General features: G+C 59.5%; 14 protein-coding genes. 5 read left to right on the top strand and 9 right to left on the bottom strand.

All coding sequences use genetic code 11. From position 1 onward, the window contains the following. Positions 1-3: 3 nt before the first annotated feature. Both algB and KGB21_RS20550 read left to right on the top strand, forming a co-directional pair. On the top strand, positions 4-1,350 hold the full coding sequence (gene algB, locus KGB21_RS20555) for a sigma-54-dependent response regulator transcription factor AlgB (protein ID WP_034149442.1): 1,347 nt from the start codon (positions 4-6) through the stop codon (positions 1,348-1,350). A 10-nt stretch (positions 1,351-1,360) separates the two neighbouring features. Beyond that, on the top strand, positions 1,361-3,151 hold the full coding sequence (locus KGB21_RS20550; protein WP_034149443.1) for a KinB sensor domain-containing domain: 1,791 nt from the start codon (positions 1,361-1,363) through the stop codon (positions 3,149-3,151). A gap of 7 nt (positions 3,152-3,158) precedes the next feature. Here the strand turns inward: KGB21_RS20550 and KGB21_RS20545 are convergent, their stop codons facing one another. From KGB21_RS20545 to KGB21_RS20515, 7 genes are all read right to left on the bottom strand, one after another. Beyond that, the gene (locus KGB21_RS20545; RefSeq protein ID WP_223506542.1) at positions 3,159-4,772 is read right to left on the bottom strand and encodes an EAL domain-containing protein; all 1,614 of its coding nucleotides are present in this window, start codon (positions 4,770-4,772) and stop codon (positions 3,159-3,161) included. A gap of 75 nt (positions 4,773-4,847) precedes the next feature. Then, a complete protein-coding gene (locus KGB21_RS20540; RefSeq protein ID WP_034149445.1) occupies positions 4,848-5,627 on the bottom strand; it encodes an N-acetylmuramoyl-L-alanine amidase in 780 nt (259 codons plus the stop codon). Between the two features lie 103 nt (positions 5,628-5,730). Next, the gene (locus KGB21_RS20535; protein ID WP_223506541.1) at positions 5,731-7,743 is read right to left on the bottom strand and encodes a GGDEF domain-containing protein; all 2,013 of its coding nucleotides are present in this window, start codon (positions 7,741-7,743) and stop codon (positions 5,731-5,733) included. Next, positions 7,744-8,619 (bottom strand): endonuclease/exonuclease/phosphatase family protein, encoded by an 876-nt coding sequence (locus tag KGB21_RS20530; protein WP_223506540.1) that lies wholly within the window; start codon positions 8,617-8,619, stop codon positions 7,744-7,746. Positions 8,620-8,633: 14 nt separating this feature from the next. Beyond that, positions 8,634-9,275: a thiol:disulfide interchange protein DsbA/DsbL gene (locus tag KGB21_RS20525; RefSeq protein ID WP_034149448.1), complete on the bottom strand. Its 642-nt coding sequence runs from the start codon at positions 9,273-9,275 to the stop codon at positions 8,634-8,636. A 200-nt stretch (positions 9,276-9,475) separates the two neighbouring features. Further along, on the bottom strand, positions 9,476-10,105 hold the full coding sequence (locus tag KGB21_RS20520) for a c-type cytochrome (RefSeq protein WP_020798036.1): 630 nt from the start codon (positions 10,103-10,105) through the stop codon (positions 9,476-9,478). 46 nt (positions 10,106-10,151) lie between these two features. Continuing rightward, positions 10,152-10,442, bottom strand: a complete 291-nt coding sequence (locus KGB21_RS20515; RefSeq protein WP_034149449.1) for a c-type cytochrome — start codon at positions 10,440-10,442, stop codon at positions 10,152-10,154. A gap of 191 nt (positions 10,443-10,633) precedes the next feature. Here KGB21_RS20515 and yihA point away from each other — a divergent pair, with 191 nt between their 5' ends. Further along, entirely contained in the window at positions 10,634-11,275 is a 642-nt protein-coding gene (yihA, locus tag KGB21_RS20510) for a ribosome biogenesis GTP-binding protein YihA/YsxC (protein ID WP_034149450.1), read from the top strand. Positions 11,276-11,563: 288 nt separating this feature from the next. Here yihA and polA read toward each other — a convergent pair whose 3' ends face one another. Continuing rightward, complete coding sequence (gene polA / locus KGB21_RS20505; RefSeq protein ID WP_223506539.1) at positions 11,564-14,368, bottom strand: DNA polymerase I; 2,805 nt, start codon at positions 14,366-14,368, stop codon at positions 11,564-11,566. Between the two features lie 74 nt (positions 14,369-14,442). Here polA and KGB21_RS20500 point away from each other — a divergent pair, with 74 nt between their 5' ends. Both KGB21_RS20500 and KGB21_RS20495 read left to right on the top strand, forming a co-directional pair. Beyond that, on the top strand, positions 14,443-14,733 hold the full coding sequence (locus KGB21_RS20500; RefSeq protein ID WP_034149452.1) for a DUF2782 domain-containing protein: 291 nt from the start codon (positions 14,443-14,445) through the stop codon (positions 14,731-14,733). Between the two features lie 57 nt (positions 14,734-14,790). Continuing rightward, on the top strand, positions 14,791-15,744 hold the full coding sequence (locus KGB21_RS20495; protein WP_223506538.1) for a homoserine kinase: 954 nt from the start codon (positions 14,791-14,793) through the stop codon (positions 15,742-15,744). Positions 15,745-15,918: 174 nt separating this feature from the next. Here KGB21_RS20495 and KGB21_RS20490 read toward each other — a convergent pair whose 3' ends face one another. Then, positions 15,919-16,839 (bottom strand): zinc ABC transporter substrate-binding protein, encoded by a 921-nt coding sequence (locus tag KGB21_RS20490; RefSeq protein WP_223506537.1) that lies wholly within the window; start codon positions 16,837-16,839, stop codon positions 15,919-15,921. Between the last annotated feature and the right edge of the window lie 3 nt (positions 16,840-16,842).

The raw sequence follows: 16,842 nt of genomic DNA, 5'->3' as shown, positions 1-16,842 counted from the left end.
AAAATGGAATCTGCCACTGAGCACCAAGGCCGTATTCTCTTGGTGGATGATGAGTCCGCCATCCTGCGAACCTTCCGTTACTGCCTCGAAGACGAGGGCTACGCTGTGGCAACCGCCAACAGCGCTGCGCAAGCCGATGCGTTGCTGCAACGCCAGGTTTTCGACCTGTGTTTCCTCGACTTGCGCCTTGGCGAAGACAACGGCCTCGACGTGCTGGCGCAGATGCGTATTCAGGCACCGTGGATGCGGGTGGTGATCGTCACCGCTCATTCGGCTGTAGACACTGCTGTGGACGCGATCCAGGCCGGTGCTGCCGATTACCTGGTCAAGCCATGCAGCCCTGATCAACTGCGCCTGGCCACCGCCAAGCAGTTGGAAGTGCGGCAACTGTCGGCGCGTCTGGAAGCCCTGGAAGGCGAGGTTCGCAAACCCAAGGATGGCCTGGACTCTCACAGCCCGGCGATGAAAGTGGTGCTGGAAACCGCCCGCCAAGTGGCCACGACCGATGCCAACATCTTGATTCTCGGTGAATCCGGTACCGGTAAAGGCGAGTTGTCGCAGGCCATTCACGGCTGGAGCAAACGGGCGAAGAAATCCTGCATCACCATCAACTGTCCTTCGCTCACTGCCGAACTGATGGAAAGTGAGCTGTTCGGCCACAGTCGGGGCGCATTTACCGGGGCCAGCGAAAGTACCTTGGGTCGCGTCAATCAGGCCGATGGCGGAACGCTGTTTCTCGACGAGATCGGCGATTTTCCGCTGATTTTGCAACCCAAGTTGCTGCGTTTCATCCAGGATAAAGAATACGAGCGGGTAGGTGATCCCGTCACCCGCCGCGCCGACGTGCGCATCCTCGCGGCTACCAACCAGAACCTGGAAGACATGGTCCGTGATGGTCGTTTCCGCGAAGACCTGCTGTATCGCCTCAACGTCATCACCTTGCACCTGCCGCCGCTGCGCGAACGCCGGGAAGACATTCTCAACCTCGCCGACCGGTTTCTGGCCCGGTTCGTCAAGGAATACGCCCGTCCGGCTCGGGGTTTCAGCGATGAAGCCCGCGAAGCGCTGCTTGGCTATCGTTGGCCGGGGAATATTCGCGAGCTGCGCAACGTGGTCGAGCGGGCGAGCATCATCTGTCCGCAGGAACGGGTTGAAATCAGCCACTTGGGTATGTCCGAAGCCCCGGTCAATAACGCGCCACGCATCGGCGCTGCGCTGAGCCTGGATGAGCTGGAAAAAGCCCACATCGGCGCAGTGCTTGCCACCGCCGGCACGCTGGATCAGGCGGCCAAGACTTTGGGCATCGACGCATCGACGCTGTACCGCAAACGCAAACAGTACAACTTGTGAGTTGCCAGCGATGAAACTGGCGATGAAGTTGCGGACCCGGCTGTTTCTGAGCATTTCCGCGCTGATCACCGTCGCACTGCTCGGGCTTCTGCTCGGGCTGGTCAGTGTCATGCAAATGGCCGGGACTCAAGAAGCGCTGGTGCGCAACAACTTCGTTACCTTGGACGTGGGTCTAAAACTGCGCCAGACACTGGGTGATCAGCTGATCCTCATGCTCAGCGAGCAACCGGATTCCGCTGCCTTCGACGCCTCCAAAAAGCGTTACTTCGAACTGCTGGAGGAGGGCATTGCCCAAGAGCCAGAGGGCATCGGCAGCGAATACGGTTTCAGGAAAGCCAAGGTGGATTACCTGAGCTTTATCCAGGCGTATGAGGTGTCGCCTGACCCCAAACATGTGCTGAGTGGCAACGACGAGCTCACCGATAAATTCAATGCGCTGCGCAGTGGTTTAATCGCCGAACACAAGCGCGCACTGGACAACATCAACGACATCGAACGGCGCGCCCGTGAACGCGCGTTGCTGATTGCCGGGTTGCTCGGCCTGGTCGGGTTGGCGGTATTGATCATCGGTTTCGTCACCGCTCATGCCATCGCCCGGCGCTTTGGGGAGCCCATTGAGGCCTTGGCGCAGGCGGCGGACCATATCGGCCAGGGCAAATTTGACGTCACGCTGCCGATCTCCTCCGCAGTGGAGTTGAATCAACTGACCCGGCGCTTCGGGATCATGGCCGAGGCTCTGCGGGAACATCAGGCGACCAATGTCGATGAGCTGCTCGCAGGTCAGCAGCGTCTGCAAGCGGTGCTCGACAGCATCGATGACGGATTGCTGATGATCGATCGCGAAGGTCATCTGGAGCACCTCAACCCGGTGGCGCAGCGCCAGTTGGGTTGGGACAGCGATCGACTCGGACAAGGACTGGGTTCGGCACTGGAACGTCCGGAGCTCGATGAACAGCTGCAACTAGTGCTGCGTGGCGGCACGCTGGAGCGGGCGCCGGAGGACCTGAGTATCGAAGTCGATGGCGAGTCGCGCTTGTTGACCTATAGCCTGACGCCGGTCAGCCATACCCAGGGCCATATTCTCGGCGCGGTAATGGTGCTGCACGACGTCACTGAACAGCGCGCCTTCGAACGGGTGCGCAGCGAGTTCGTGCTGCGCGCTTCCCATGAACTGCGCACGCCGGTCACTGGCATGCACATGGCGTTCGGCCTGTTCCGCGAGCGCGCGCATTTTCCCCAGGACTCTCGTGAAGCCGATCTGCTGGACACGGTCAATGAAGAAATGCAGCGCCTGATGCAGTTGATCAACGACCTGCTGAATTTCTCTCGTTATCAGAATGGCCTGCAAAAACTGACGCTGGCGCCGTGCTCCATTGAGGATTTGCTGGAGCAGGCACAACTACGCTTTACCGACGCAGCAGCAAAGCAGGGTATCGATCTGTTGGTGGAAGCGCAGGGGCCTTTGCCGCGTTTACAGGCCGATCAACCGCAATTGGATCGGGTGCTCGACAACCTGATCGACAACGCGCTGCGTCACACCTCGCCAGGGGGGCTGATACGCTTGCAGGCCCGACGCCATGGCGACCGAGTGATCATCAGCGTCGAGGACAACGGCGAAGGCATCGCCTATGGGCAGCAAGGACGGATTTTCGAGCCGTTCGTGCAGGTCGGTCGCAAGAAAGGCGGTGCCGGGCTTGGCCTGGCGTTGTGCAAGGAAATCGTGCAATTGCACGGCGGGCGGATGGGCGTCTATTCACGGCCGGGGCAGGGCACTCAGTTCTACATGGCGTTGACGGTATAGCGCACGTTTATGCTTCGTCATCCAGGCGTCGCTTGGCCAATCGGCGCCCGCGGGTAATCAGTTCGATGAACTGCACCGCGCTCAGCGCATGAGCGAACAACCAGCCCTGACCAAACTTCACGCCTTCACTGCTCAGCAGTGCTGCCTGGGATTCATGTTCGATGCCCTCGGCAATCACCTTGAGATGCAGTGACTGGGCCATGTGAATGATGTGCGGAGCCACGCCACTGCTCGCCGCGTCGTGGCCCAGGGCGTCGATAAAGGCTTTGTCGATTTTCAGGCAATCCACCGGCAGGGTTTGCAAGTAGGCGAGGCTGCAATAGCCGGTGCCAAAGTCATCGATCAATACCTGGTGCCCCACATCGCGCAAGGCTTGCAGGTTTTCCCGCGCCACCACCACATCGATCAAGCCCCTTTCGGTGACCTCAAAGGCAATTTGCTTCGCCGCGACCCGGTGCAAGGTCAGCAGGCGCGCCATCACCTGGCCGATGCGCGGGACCATGACATCACACGCCGCCAGGTTGACCGAGATGTACAGCTGCGGATTTGCCCGAAGCAATTGGCCCAATTGCTCAAGCAGGCGTTGCAGGACGAAGTCGGTCATCTGGCGGATTTGTCCGGTGTTCTCCGCCATCGGAATGAACAGGTCGGGGCTGGTCAGGGTGCCGTCGGGCCTTCGCCAGCGCAGCAACGCCTCGGCCCCCACGCAGTTACGGCTGTCGAGATCGAAGATCGGTTGATACAACACCTGCAACTCGCCACGGCGTATGGCGCCTGTCAGTTCGGCATCCAGTGACTGGCGCTGGCGCACCAGCAGAAACACCAGGAAGCCCACGCACGCAGCCAGCACAAGGCTGGCCGGCAGCAACCACCACCACATCGGCGGAATATGCGCTCCGCTGCGCGGAGTGATGAGCACCAGTTGGTACTCCGGGTTGTCAGTGGGCATGCGGTAAATCAAACGTCGATGGGTGACTTGCAACGCATCGCGGCTTTTCGGTGGCCAGGCCTCGGTAGGCGGCCAGGCTTGCGAGACGCCCAGAACCGGAATCGCCCGGGTGCCGTGATCGAGTACCACCAGCAGGCTGCTTCCCGGTGACAGGTCGACCATATCGGTCAAATGTCCACGCGAAGTCGCCACGCGGAAATTGCCGCGCCCGAGCATCAGGGCGGCGCGATTTTCATCGGGTTCAGTGGTGGTGTTCAGCCAGTAGCTGTAGGTGGGACCTTTGATGTCCGGTGGGCGCGCCAGCGACAACCCTTCCTGGCGGGGACGATTGGAGCAGATTCGCGAGGCGTCCATATAAGCCGCTTCGTAAACAAAGCGGTAATTGAAGCTGACCTGCTGCAAGGTCGCGATCATTTCGTCGTCGCAGCCTCGCAGCGGCTGAGCCTCCAGATCATCGAGGCTTTCGCGTAGCTGTCCGAAAAGCTGCTCCAAACGGGCGAGAAAGCGTTCACCCTGGGCGTTCATTTCCTGGCTTTCGTTCTGCTCGACCTGGTGTATCGCGACGAACAGGCTGCCGGCCAACAGCAGTGATGCGCTCAAGGCAGCAGCCAGCATCGCCAAAAACCAAGGGCGATAGAACCAACTACGAATCTTTACTCGAGCAGCAGTCATAGGGAATATCCGGCGAATTACCAATGAGTTATAGCTGCTGGTTGGGAAAACGCCCGAACCGTCGGGCGGCCGTCATTATTTTGTCTGATTCAACACCTGTAACAGTGCTGCAGTTTGAGCGTCCGGCGTGCCGTCGAAGCGGGAAGGGCGGAAATGCATCTGAAAGGCTGAAATCACATGGCGGGTGGCGACGTCCAGCTCGCCGGTTTGCGGCGTGTCATAACCAAAGCGGGCCAACTGCGCCTGAAACCAGCTGATGCTGGGCAGTTGCGCTTCGAACTGTGCCTGTTGTCGTGCAACGGCTTGCTCGTTGGGCCAGATGCCGATGCCCTCCGCCGCGAGGCGCTTCCAGGGGAACAGCGGCCCCGGGTCCAGTTTGCGCAGCGGTGCGATGTCGCTGTGGCCGATGATGCTGCGCGGGTTGATGGCGTAGCGTGCGCTGATGTCCTTGAGCAAGAAGATCATGGACTCGACCTGCGCATCGCTGTAGGGATACCAGAGTCGCCCGGTCGGGGTGTCCTTGAAACCGGGATTGACGATTTCGATGCCGATGGAGCTGGAATTCAGCCATGTCCGGCCTTGCCATTGGCTTTCACCGGCGTGCCAGGCGCGCAGGTTTTCGTCCATCAACTTGTAGATGGTCGCGTTCTTGTCGTCGCCGATCAGGTAATGGCTGCTGACTTCGCCATGGGTCAACAACTGCAATGAGCGCTCAAGCGATGCATTGGTGTAATGCATCACCACGAACTGTATGCGGCTGTCGTGATTGGCTGAAACGTGACTGGTGTCGATACGAGGGCCGCTGGCGCAACCGGCCAGCAGCATCAGGGACACGATGAGAGCGAAATATTTCATGGCGGAAGGCAATACACGCAAGACAATAATGCAACAGTGTAACGTACTGCCCCGCGTGCGGAGGCCAATCGCGATGATTTAAACAAAATGGAACAATTGCCGATTAACCCAACTCGACCCGGTTCCGTCCGGCATTTTTTGCCCGATATAGCGCGAGATCGGCTCTTTTCAGGGCCAGATCGCTATGTTCTCCAGCCTTGAATGCTGTCAGCCCCATGGAAACCGTAATCGTCACGCGCTCACCCTTGAAGTGGAAAGGACACGCTTCGATGGCGGCTCGCAGGCTTTCCAGCAATTTCATCCCTGCCGCCGGCACCGTGGAAGGCATCAACAACACAAACTCCTCACCGCCAAACCGGGCAATGAAATCCGTCCCGCGTAAACGCTTGCGCAGAACGGTGGCAATGAGTTTCAGCACTTTGTCGCCTGCCAGGTGACCGTAGTTATCGTTGATACGCTTGAAGTGATCGAGGTCGAGCATCGCCAGCATCAGCGTGTTGCCGTGTTGTTGCCACTGGCTGATTTCGTGGTCCAGGCGTTCGCTCCAGGCTGCCCGGTTGGGCAGGCCGGTCAGCGGATCAATCAAGGCTTTCTGGCGCTGCTCTTCGAGGTGCTCGCGAAAGCCCGAGGCTTCCTGCTCCATGTGCGCCACCCGTTCCGCCAGGCTTTGCAGACGGGCCGCCACTTCTTGCTCACGCTCATCGCGCTGCTGGCGGTGTTGATCCATGGTGCCAAGCAAGCCTTCGAGGTGGTTTTCCAGCACATGCTTGAGGTCTTCCAGGTCAGCGGCTTCGTGCATGCTGCTCTGCAAACCATCGACCTGCTCGCGGATCTGTGTGTCCATGGCTTGTGCCGCAGAACGGTTGTCGGCGTGACCGGCGCTGGCGGCCTGCAGGTTGCTCTGGAACGACTCGAGGCGTTCGTTGAGCCTCTGCAAATAGGCCTCGAACTCGTGCTGGCCGCTGTCCGAGATCGCCAGCATCAACGTGGCAAGATCGTCGAGAATCGGCAGAAGCTCGTACCAGTTCAAACCGTTTTTCAGGCGAAGCCGCATCGATTCGGCTTGTGGACGATGGCGCTCGGGTAGCGTCAGGTCGTCGAGTAAACCCAGCAGTGTTTCTTCGATGTGCTTGGCCACCGAGCTGTAGGACGGCTCGGGCGAGTCCGGCAGGGCGTAAAGTACATCGTGCTCGGGTTGATCCGGATCGATGGCCGGGGGAATTGGCGAGTCGTCCGAAGCGACCGTTGGGATCAGTTCGTCGGGGTTGATGCTTTCAGCCGGAGTCGCTGGCGTGACTGGCGCGTCCTCGGGTTGAGCCTGTATCTCAAGCGTCGGGGCGAATTCTTGCTGCGGTGCCGCAATGGGTGGAGCAAATACCCCAGTGACGGGAGGTTCTGGTGCCTCTGGCGATTGCTGCAACGAGTGAGGTTCGACAGTGGCAGGGCGTTCGGCCGCAAGCTCCGCGTGACGCGCATCGGCGGTGGGTTGAGGATCGACGAGGGCTGTCTCACTAGCCATAAGGCCTTCGGCAGGCTGGGCGATGGTGGGTTGCTCTGCCGGGACGGCGGCAGGAGTTGCCTCTTCCTCGGCGTCACGGTGCCCGAACAACCGCTGCAACAAGCCTGGTCGACCGGGTTCCGCCGGGCTCTCCAGTTGACTCAGGGCTTTGCCTTGCAACCCGCTCAGTTCACTGAGCAGCAATGGGATCTCGCGAGCCTGGCTGACGCGGTTATCCAGCTGTTTAGCGAAACTCTTGAGGGGGCGGCTCACTTCCCGAGGCAGCGGCAATTTTTGCAGCTGCGTGACCAGCGCATTCAGCGCAGCGCTGGTCTGGTTAACGCGGGTTTCACGGCGCTGCTCGGAGTCCAGCACGGCCTTTTCCAGGCGCGGGAGCAGGGCGGCCAGGCCGGCGTCCATGTCATCGGTGCGCACGACTTCGCGCATTTCCTTCATGCATTGGTCAACCGCGCGGTCAGTGCCTTCGGCGGCCAGGGTGCTGCGCACCAGCCCGCGGCGTAGCAAGTCGAGCCTGGCATCCCAGCGACGTTCGAGTTTTTCCTGTTGTTCGATGCTTTTGAGGTATTTCTCTTTCCAGCGCTGTGTTTCGTCGCTCATTCAAGGGATCCGCGAGGGGGCAGGACTCAACGCGGGGAATGCATCAGCCGTGAGCGAACCCGGCAGACGAATCTCTACCGCGACCGGCAGGTGATCGGAAATGGGTTGGGCCAGCACCTCGACCTTTTCAAGGGTCAGGCTCGGGCTCAGTAGAATGTGGTCCAGGCAGCGCTGCGGACGCCAGCTGGGGAATGTCGCTTCCAGTTGCGGGGCCAACAGGCCGAGGTCGCGCAACGGAGAGTTTTGCAGCAGGTCACTGGCATGGGTGTTCATGTCACCCATCAACACCTGGTGTTTGTAGCCACCGATCAACTCGCGGATGTAGGACAGTTGCAGGCTCCGGGCGCGAGCGCCCAGCGCCAGATGCATCATCACCACCACCAACGCTTCCGAGCCTTCGCCGAAACGCACCAGAATCGCTCCGCGACCCTTGGGGCCCGGCAGCGGGTGATCTTCAATCGCCCACGGGCGCAGGCGGCTGAGCACGCCATTGCTGTGCTGGCCGAGGCGACCGAGATTTCGATTGAGTTGTTGATACCAATAGGGAAAGGCGCCGAGCTGCGCCAGGTGTTCGACTTGATTGACGTAGCCCGAACGCAGGCTGCCGCCATCGGCCTCCTGCAAGGCGACCAGATCGAAGTCACCCAGCAGACTGCCGATTTTTTGCAGATTGTCGGCGCGCCCGGTATGCGGCAACAGGTGCTGCCAGCCTCGGGTCAGGTAATGCCGATAACGCTCGGTACTGATGCCGACCTGGATATTGAAACTGAGCAAGCGCAGACGGCTGTCTGCGGGCAAGCCCGTGGATTCCAGGTGATGTTCGTTGACCCGCGGATCATGCAGGCCAACGACGCGTTCAGTTCCCCAGCGGCGCATGGCAGGCGTCTCGCTTAGTTGGCAGCAGCCTTGTTAGCCGCTCGCTCTTGAGCAACCAGTTTATCGGCCAGTTGCAGGGCTTGTTCGGCACCGCCGGCAGAGCCGATGTCAAAACGGTATTTACCGTTGACGATCATGGTGGGTACGCCGGTGATTTCATATTTCTTGGCCAGTTCTTTGGCCTTGTTGATCTGGCCCTTGATGGCGAAGGAGTCGAAAGTGGCCAGGAACTTGTCTTTGTCTACGCCTTGGGTAGCCAGGAAGTCCGCCATGTCATTCTTGTCGGTCAACTTCTTGTGTTCTTTCTGAATGGCCTCGAAAACCGCAGCGTGAACCTTGTGCTCAACGCCCATGGCTTCGAGGGTCAGGAACATTTGGCCGTGTGCGTCCCAAGGACCGCCGAACATGGCAGGGATGCGAACGAAGTTGACGTCGGAAGGCAGTTTTTCGACCCATGGATTGATCACAGGCTCGAATGCATAACAGTGTGGGCAGCCATACCAGAACAACTCCACCACTTCGATCTTGCCAGGTACGGCAACCTGAACCGGGTTGCTCAATTCGACATAAGGGGCGGCTGGGGCTTCGGCGGCCTGGGCAGTCATGCCGAACAGGCTGGCAGCGACAAGTGCGGCGCTGATGATCAGATTACGCATGCTTTACTCCTGGACAAATTTTATCGCCTCGCGCGACCTGTTTTCAGACAGGCCGGGGCGGGCTTGAGTTCTGTAGTGTAACGGCAGCGGCCACAAAAAAGGGCGGCCAAAGCCACCCTTTTTATACTTGCTGCGACGGATTAATCGAGCGTTAACGTTGCAGGAGATGTATGCCCTGATCAACGCCCGATTCGCCGGTCTTAGTGCAGGCCCTGAATGTAGCTGGACACTGCGGCGATGTCTTCGTCGCTCAGCTTTTTGGCAATGCTTTGCATTGGCTTGGTATCGCCGTCGTTGTTGCGCCCACCTTCTTCCTTGCGGAAATCGGTGAGTTGCTTGGCGACGTATTGAGCGTGTTGGCCACCCAGGTGCGGGAAGCCGGCAGCCGCGTTGCCTGCGCCGTTTGGCGAGTGGCAACCGGTGCAGGATGGTAAGCCCTTGGCCAGGTCACCGCCGCGGAACAGTGCTTCACCGCGAGCCACGACTTTCGGGTCGGCGGCGCCGACGCTGCCTTTCTGGCTGGCGAAGTAGGCGGCGATGTCCGCGAGATCCTGGTCGCTCAGGTTGGTCAGCAGGCCGGTCATTTCCAGAACGGTGCGCTTGCCCGACTTGATGTCGTGCAGCTGCTTGGTCAGGTAACGTTCACCTTGCCCCGCCAGTTTTGGAAAGTTTGGCGCCATGCTGTTGCCATCCGGGCCATGGCAGGCACCACATACGGCGGCTTTTGCCTGGCCTGCGGCGGCGTCACCAGGTTTTACTGGCTCACCTGCAGCATGGGCAATGCCGGAGATTCCCACGGTCAACAGCAGACTCACGATCAATTTGTTCATCAGCTAATCCAACTACGGCTAAGGGTTAAAGAGTTATGGACCGGGATCACTCGCTCATCCAGTGGATGATGGCCTGGTAATCCTCGGCACTGCAGTCCATGCACAAACCACGCGGCGGCATCGCCTTGAAACCCTGGGTCACGTGTTGCACCAGCGTCTCCATACCTTTCGCCAACCTCGGCGTCCAAGCTTCCTGATCGCCCTTGCGGGGCGCCATGGGTAGTTGGCCGGAATGACAGGCACCACAAACACGGTTGTACACAGCTTCCGGATCCTGTGTAGCCTGAGCGCTGTAAAGCGGCATCAAGACACCGGCAGCTAGCAGCCATTTCGTCATAAAACGACCTTTTCAGGGTTGAGAGCGTGTTGCGTTCTAATGCGCAATCAAGGTCTGTCGCTCTCGTGAACTTCATCCTACGCTGGGACAAAGCGCACACAAAATCTGCGGCATTATATACTGGCGTCACTGAAACGGAAGCGACACTGCTTGCCGCGCCCATTCCCGGCGCCTCCCACATCGGAAATCCCATGCAACTCAAGAATCCCATCCTCGGTCTGTGCCAACAGTCCACCTTCATGCTCAGCGCCGCCAAAGTCGACCAATGTCCGGATGACGAAGGCTTTGAAGTCGCCTTCGCCGGGCGTTCCAACGCCGGCAAGTCCAGTGCGCTTAACACCCTGACCCATGCCAGCCTGGCGCGTACCTCGAAAACTCCGGGTCGCACACAGCTGTTGAACTTCTTCAAGCTAGACGATGAACGTCGTCTGGTCGACCTGCCGGGCTACGGTTATGCAAAAGTGCCGATCCCGCTCAAGCAACACTGGCAGCGTCACCTGGAAGCGTACCTGGGCAGTCGCGAGAGTTTGAAAGGTCTTATTTTGATGATGGACATCCGTCATCCAATGACAGACTTCGACTTGCTGATGCTCGATTGGGCAGTCGCCAGCGGCATGCCGATGCACATTCTGCTGACCAAAGCGGACAAGCTGACTTACGGCGCGGCCAAGAACACATTGCTCAAGGTTCAGTCTGAAATCCGCAAGGGTTGGGGTGACGCCGTGACGATTCAGCTTTTTTCCGCGCCAAAACGCATGGGTCTGGAAGACGCCTACACTGTATTGGCAGGCTGGATGGAGCTGGCGGACAAGGGCGTTGAGGCGGCGGAGTAAGAAATCGCAGGCAAAAAAAACCCCGGACTTCTTATGGGGAGGGGGAAGTTCGGGGTCCAAGTTCTAGACCGCTAGGGCGGGGTCCAGATATCTGCCAACACTTAACACAACATAGGAGCATCGAAGGGCTTCACCAGCCATTCAGTAACTCTGAGTGGCGAAACCTCCGATTAGTTCAGAATATTTTCTAATGTGTTTGGAATAAGCCGACGCAGTTTCCGGATAAAACGCCCTATACCCCTTCTGCCGCGGCACTATGCCGCAGCAGAAAGCGCCTGTTTCAGAGGCTCAGTGAGCCTCATCCCAGTTATTGCCCACGCCAACCTCAACCAGCAGCGGAACATCCAGTTTCGCCGCGCCGCTCATGTGCAGGCGAATTTCTTCGCTGACCTGCTCGACCAGGTCTTCACGCACCTCAAGCACCAGTTCATCGTGCACTTGCAGGATGACTTTGGCATCAATGCCTGACGTGGATAGCCAGTTATCCACAGCGACCATGGCTTTCTTGATGATATCTGCCGCGGTGCCTTGCATCGGGGCGTTGATTGCCGTGCGCTCGGCGGCGGCGCGCTCTTGCGGTTTGTTGGAGTTGATCTCCGGCAGGTACAACCGGCGGCCGAAGAAGGTTTCCACGAAGCCTTGATCCGCCGCCTGCGCACGGGTGCGGTCCATGTACTCGCGAACGCCGGGATAACGGGCGAAGTAAGTATCGATGTAGGCCTTGGCGGTCTTGGTATCGACGCCAATGTCCTTGCCCAGCTTCTGCGCGCCCATGCCGTAGATCAGACCGAAGTTGATCGCCTTGGCGCTGCGGCGCTGGTCGGAGGTCACGTCAGTGAGTTCGACCTTGAACACCTCGGCGGCAGTTGCGGTGTGCACGTCCAGGTTGTGGCGGAAGGCGTTCATCAACCCTTCGTCCCGGGACAGGTGCGCCATGATTCGTAGCTCGATCTGCGAATAGTCCGCCGCCAGCAGTTTGTAACCGGTCGGCGCGACGAAGGCCTGACGGATGCGACGCCCTTCGGCAGTGCGCACCGGGATGTTCTGCAGGTTCGGATCGCTGGACGACAGGCGCCCGGTGGACGCTACCGCTTGGTGATACGAGGTGTGAATCCGCCCGGTGCGCGGGTTGATCTGTTCCGGCAAGCGATCGGTGTAAGTGCTTTTCAGCTTGCTCATGGAACGGTATTCCATCAGCACTTTAGGCAACCGGTAGTCGTCCTCGGCCAGTTTGGCCAGCACTTCTTCGGCGGTGGACGGTTGACCCTTGGCGGTCTTCTTCAGCACCGGCAGGCCGAGTTTTTCGTAAAGGATGACGCCGAGCTGCTTGGGCGAACCCAGGTTGAATTCTTCACCGGCAATTTCGAAGGCTTCACGCTCCAGCGCGACCATCTTGTCGCCCAGTTCGATGCTTTGCACGCCCAGCAGGGCAGCATCAACGAACGCGCCCTGACGTTCGATACGCGCCAGCACCGGCACCAGCGGGATTTCAATGTCGGTCAGGACGCTGGCCAGGCTTGGAATAGCATTGAGCTTCTCGAATAGCGCCTGATGCAGACGCAGGGTGATATCCGCATCCTCGGCGGCGTACGGCCCGGCCTGCTCAAGAGCAATCTGGTCGAAAGTCAGCTGCTTCGCGCCTTTGCCAGCGATGTCCTGGAAGCTCACCGTGGTGTGGTCCAGGTATTTCAGCGCCAGGCTGTCCATGTCATGGCGAGTGGCCGTGGAATTGAGCGCGTAGGATTCGAGCATGGTGTCGAAAGCGATGCCACGCACGGTGATGCCGTTGGCCTGATCGCCACCGATGGCGCAGTTGGCCAGGATGTTCATGTCGAACTTGGCGTGCTGGCCGACCTTGAGTTTGTTCGGGTCTTCCAGAATCGGCTTGAGGGCACGCAGGACGGTGTCGCGATCCAGTTGCTCGGGTACACCGATGTAGGAATGGGTCAGCGGGATGTAGGCTGCTTCGTTGGCCTTCACGGCGAACGAAAGACCCACCAGTTGCGCCTGCTGGGCGTCGATGCCGGTGGTTTCCGTGTCGAAAGCGAACAGTTTGGCGTTGTTCAGTTTCTCCAGCCAGACATCGAAACGTGCCTGGTCGAGGATGGTTTCATACGCGGCTTCGACGACGGCCGCCGGTGCTGCGGCCTCGGCGGCGCTGAACAGATCGCCGGCCGGCTCTGGCGCGGCGGCAGCGCTCAGTTCAATTCGTTTGGCATCCCGTTGCAGATCGTTTATCCAGCTCTTGAATTCCAGCAGGGTGTACAGCTCGTAGAGTTTGTCCGGATCTTCCGCGCCCATCTTCAAGTCATCGAGGCCGATGTCCAACGGAACGTCGACCTTGATGGTCGCCAGTTGATAGGACAGGAACGCCATTTCCTTGTGCTCTTCGAGCTTGGCCGGCAGGGTTTTGGCGCCGCGAATCGGTAGGGTCGGCACGATATCGAGCTGCGCGTAGAGTTCGGTCAGGCCGCCGTTGACGCCCACCAGCAGACCGGAAGCCGTCTTCGGACCAATACCCGGTACGCCCGGGATGTTGTCGGACGAGTCGCCCATGAGCGCCAGATAATCGATGATCTGCTCGGGAGCGACGCCGAATTTCTCCTTCACGCCCTCCACGTCCATGCTGCTACCGGTCATGGTATTGACCAAGGTAATGTGGCCGTCGACCAGCTGTGCCATGTCCTTGTCGCCGGTGGAAATGACCACTGGACGATCGGCGGCCGCGCTGCTGCGGGCCAGGGTGCCGATCACGTCATCGGCCTCGACGCCTTCGACGCACAACAGCGGGAAGCCCAGGGCGATCACGCTCTGGTGCAGTGGCTCGATCTGCACGCGCATGTCATCGGGCATGCTCGGACGGTTGGCCTTGTATTCGGCGTACAAGTCATCGCGAAAAGTCCCACCCTTGGCGTCGAACACCACGGCGAACGGACTGTCCGGGTACTGCTTGCGCAGACTCTTGAGCATGTTCAACACGCCCTTGACCGCACCGGTCGGCAGGCCTTTGGATGTGGTCAGCGGTGGCAACGCGTGAAAGGCGCGGTACAGGTAAGAAGAACCGTCCACCAGGACGAGGGGGGCTTGGCTCATGAGCAGGATCAACCTTTTCGGCGGGTCCGGCGCTAGAATAGCGGGACCGTTGACGACAAAGGGACAAGGTTATCATGCGCACACTAAATCGCCTGTTGCTGGCTGGCTTGTTTGCAACCGTTCCACTGGCCGTCATGGCGGCGGACGATGCGCCGACTCCGGAGCCTGAAGTCACGATTCGCACGGAAGGGGACAAGGTCATTCAGGAATACCGCCAAAATGGTTTCCTGTACGCGATCAAGGTCACGCCGAAGGGGGCACCACCGTATTTCCTGGTGCGCGCGGACGGTACAGATGCAAACTTTATCCGCTCGGATCAGCCGGATATGCTGATTCCGTCGTGGAAAATCTTTGAGTGGAAATAGTTTCTTAATTTCAATCGGCGCTGGTCCTAGAGCGGCGCCCGTACTGGCAGTTTAAACATGTCTGTGTTCACCCCCCTGGCTCGGCCCGAGCTGGAAGCTTTTCTCGCCCCTTATGGCCTCGGCCGCCTGCTTGATTTCCAGGGGATTGCCGCCGGTAGCGAAAACACCAATTACTTTATCAGCCTGGAGCAGGGCGAATTCGTCCTGACGCTGGTCGAGCGTGGTCCGGTTCAGGAGATGCCGTTCTTCATCGAACTGCTCGACGTGTTGCACGAGGCCGACCTGCCGGTGCCTTACGCCCTGCGTACCACTGACGGCGTGGCGTTGCGCGAACTGGCCGGCAAGCCTGCTTTGTTGCAACCGCGCCTGGCCGGCAAGCACATCAAGCAGGCCAACGCGCAACATTGCGCGCAGGTGGGCGGGTTGCTGGCGCATCTGCACTTGGCCACCCAGGCGGGAAACATGATCAAGCGCAAAACCGATCGTGGCCTGGACTGGATGCTGGAAGAGGGCACGGAGTTTCTGTCGCACCTGAATGATGAGCCGCGAGCGCTGCTGCAACGGGCGCTGGACGAAATCACTCAGCAGAAAGAGAAAATCCTGGCGCTGCCTCGGGCAAATATCCACGCGGACTTGTTTCGCGATAACGCGATGTTCGAAGGCACGCACCTGACCGGGCTGATCGATTTCTACAACGCCTGTTCGGGGCCGATGCTCTACGACGTGGCGATTGCCTTGAATGACTGGTGTTCGGACGACGATGGTTTGATTGACGGACCGCGGGCGCGGGCATTGCTGGGAGCTTATGCGGCGCTGCGGCCGTTTACGGCTGCCGAGGCCGAATTGTGGCCCACCATGCTGCGAGTGGCGTGTGTGCGGTTCTGGCTGTCACGCTTGATCGCGGCGGAGTCTTTTGCCGGGCAGGACGTGTTGATTCATGATCCGATGGAGTTTCAATTGCGCTTGGCGCAGCGGCAGAAAGTCAGCACGCCGTTGCCGTTTGCCCTCTAACAAGCAAAAGATCGCAGCCTGCGGCAGCTCCTACAGAGAAATGCGAAACCCTGTAGGAGCCGGCTTGCTGGCGATGGTCGTTAACGATAACGCGTATGGCCTGGCTAAACGCGGCGTGCTTGAGTCCATCGCCAGCAAGCCGGCTCCGACAAGGGCTGCGATCTTTTTCGATGGTTACAACGACTCCAGACACCCCGCCAGATCATTCCCCAACTTTTCCAATACCTGCTCATACCCCTGTGCAGTCGCAGGCGTGTACCCGCCTAGCGCATCCAGCTCCGCCAGTTTCACCGGCAGGCCCGCCACCAGGGTTTCCGCCAAGCGCGGGCGCAACGGAGGTTCGCTGAACACGCAGGTCTTGCCGACTTCCTGCAACCGCGCGCGCATGGCCGCGACGTGTTGGGCGCCCGGTTGCACTTCGGCCGCGACACTGAACACGCCCGCATGCTTGAGACCGTAGGCGTCTTCGAAGTAGTCGAAGGCTTCGTGGAACACGAAATAGGGTTTGCCCTCAATTCCTGTCAGACGTTTCTTCAGGCGCAGATCGAGCGCATCGAGACGTTCGTCGAAGGCCTTGAGGTTGCTCTGATAGCGCGCGGCATTCTCCGGATCGGCAGCACTCAGGTCGGCCGCCATTTTCGTGGCGATCACCCGGGCATTGATCGGCGACAACCACAAATGCGCGTCGAGGCTGCCGGGACGGTGATCATGATCATGCTCGTCGGCTTCTTCGGCGTGGGAATGGTTGTCTTCAGCGAAATGACGAAGCTTCAGCCCCGGCAAATCCTGCACGGCAACGCTCGGCAGCGTACGACCATTCAGCACGCGGGGCAGGAAACCTTCCATGTCCGGCCCGATCCAGTACAACAGATCCACCGATTGCACCTTCCGTACGTCGGAAGGGCGCAAAGCATAGTTGTGTGGCGAAGCGCCGGGAGGAAGCAACACTTCCGGAATCGCCACGCCGTCCTGCACGGCTGCGGCGATCAGTTGAAGCGGCTTGATGCTGGTGAGGACTTTGACCTCGGCTTGCGCTGAACCGATCAGCAGAAAACTTGCGATAAATACGACAAAGATAGAAAAAAGTCGGGGCACGAT

It is taken from the genome of Pseudomonas sp. GL-RE-29 (assembly GCF_019947275.1).
GTDB classification, from domain to species: domain Bacteria; phylum Pseudomonadota; class Gammaproteobacteria; order Pseudomonadales; family Pseudomonadaceae; genus Aquipseudomonas; species Aquipseudomonas fluorescens_A.
The sequence above is the reverse complement of the archived record's forward strand: the minus strand, read 5'-3'. Positions and strand labels throughout refer to the sequence as shown.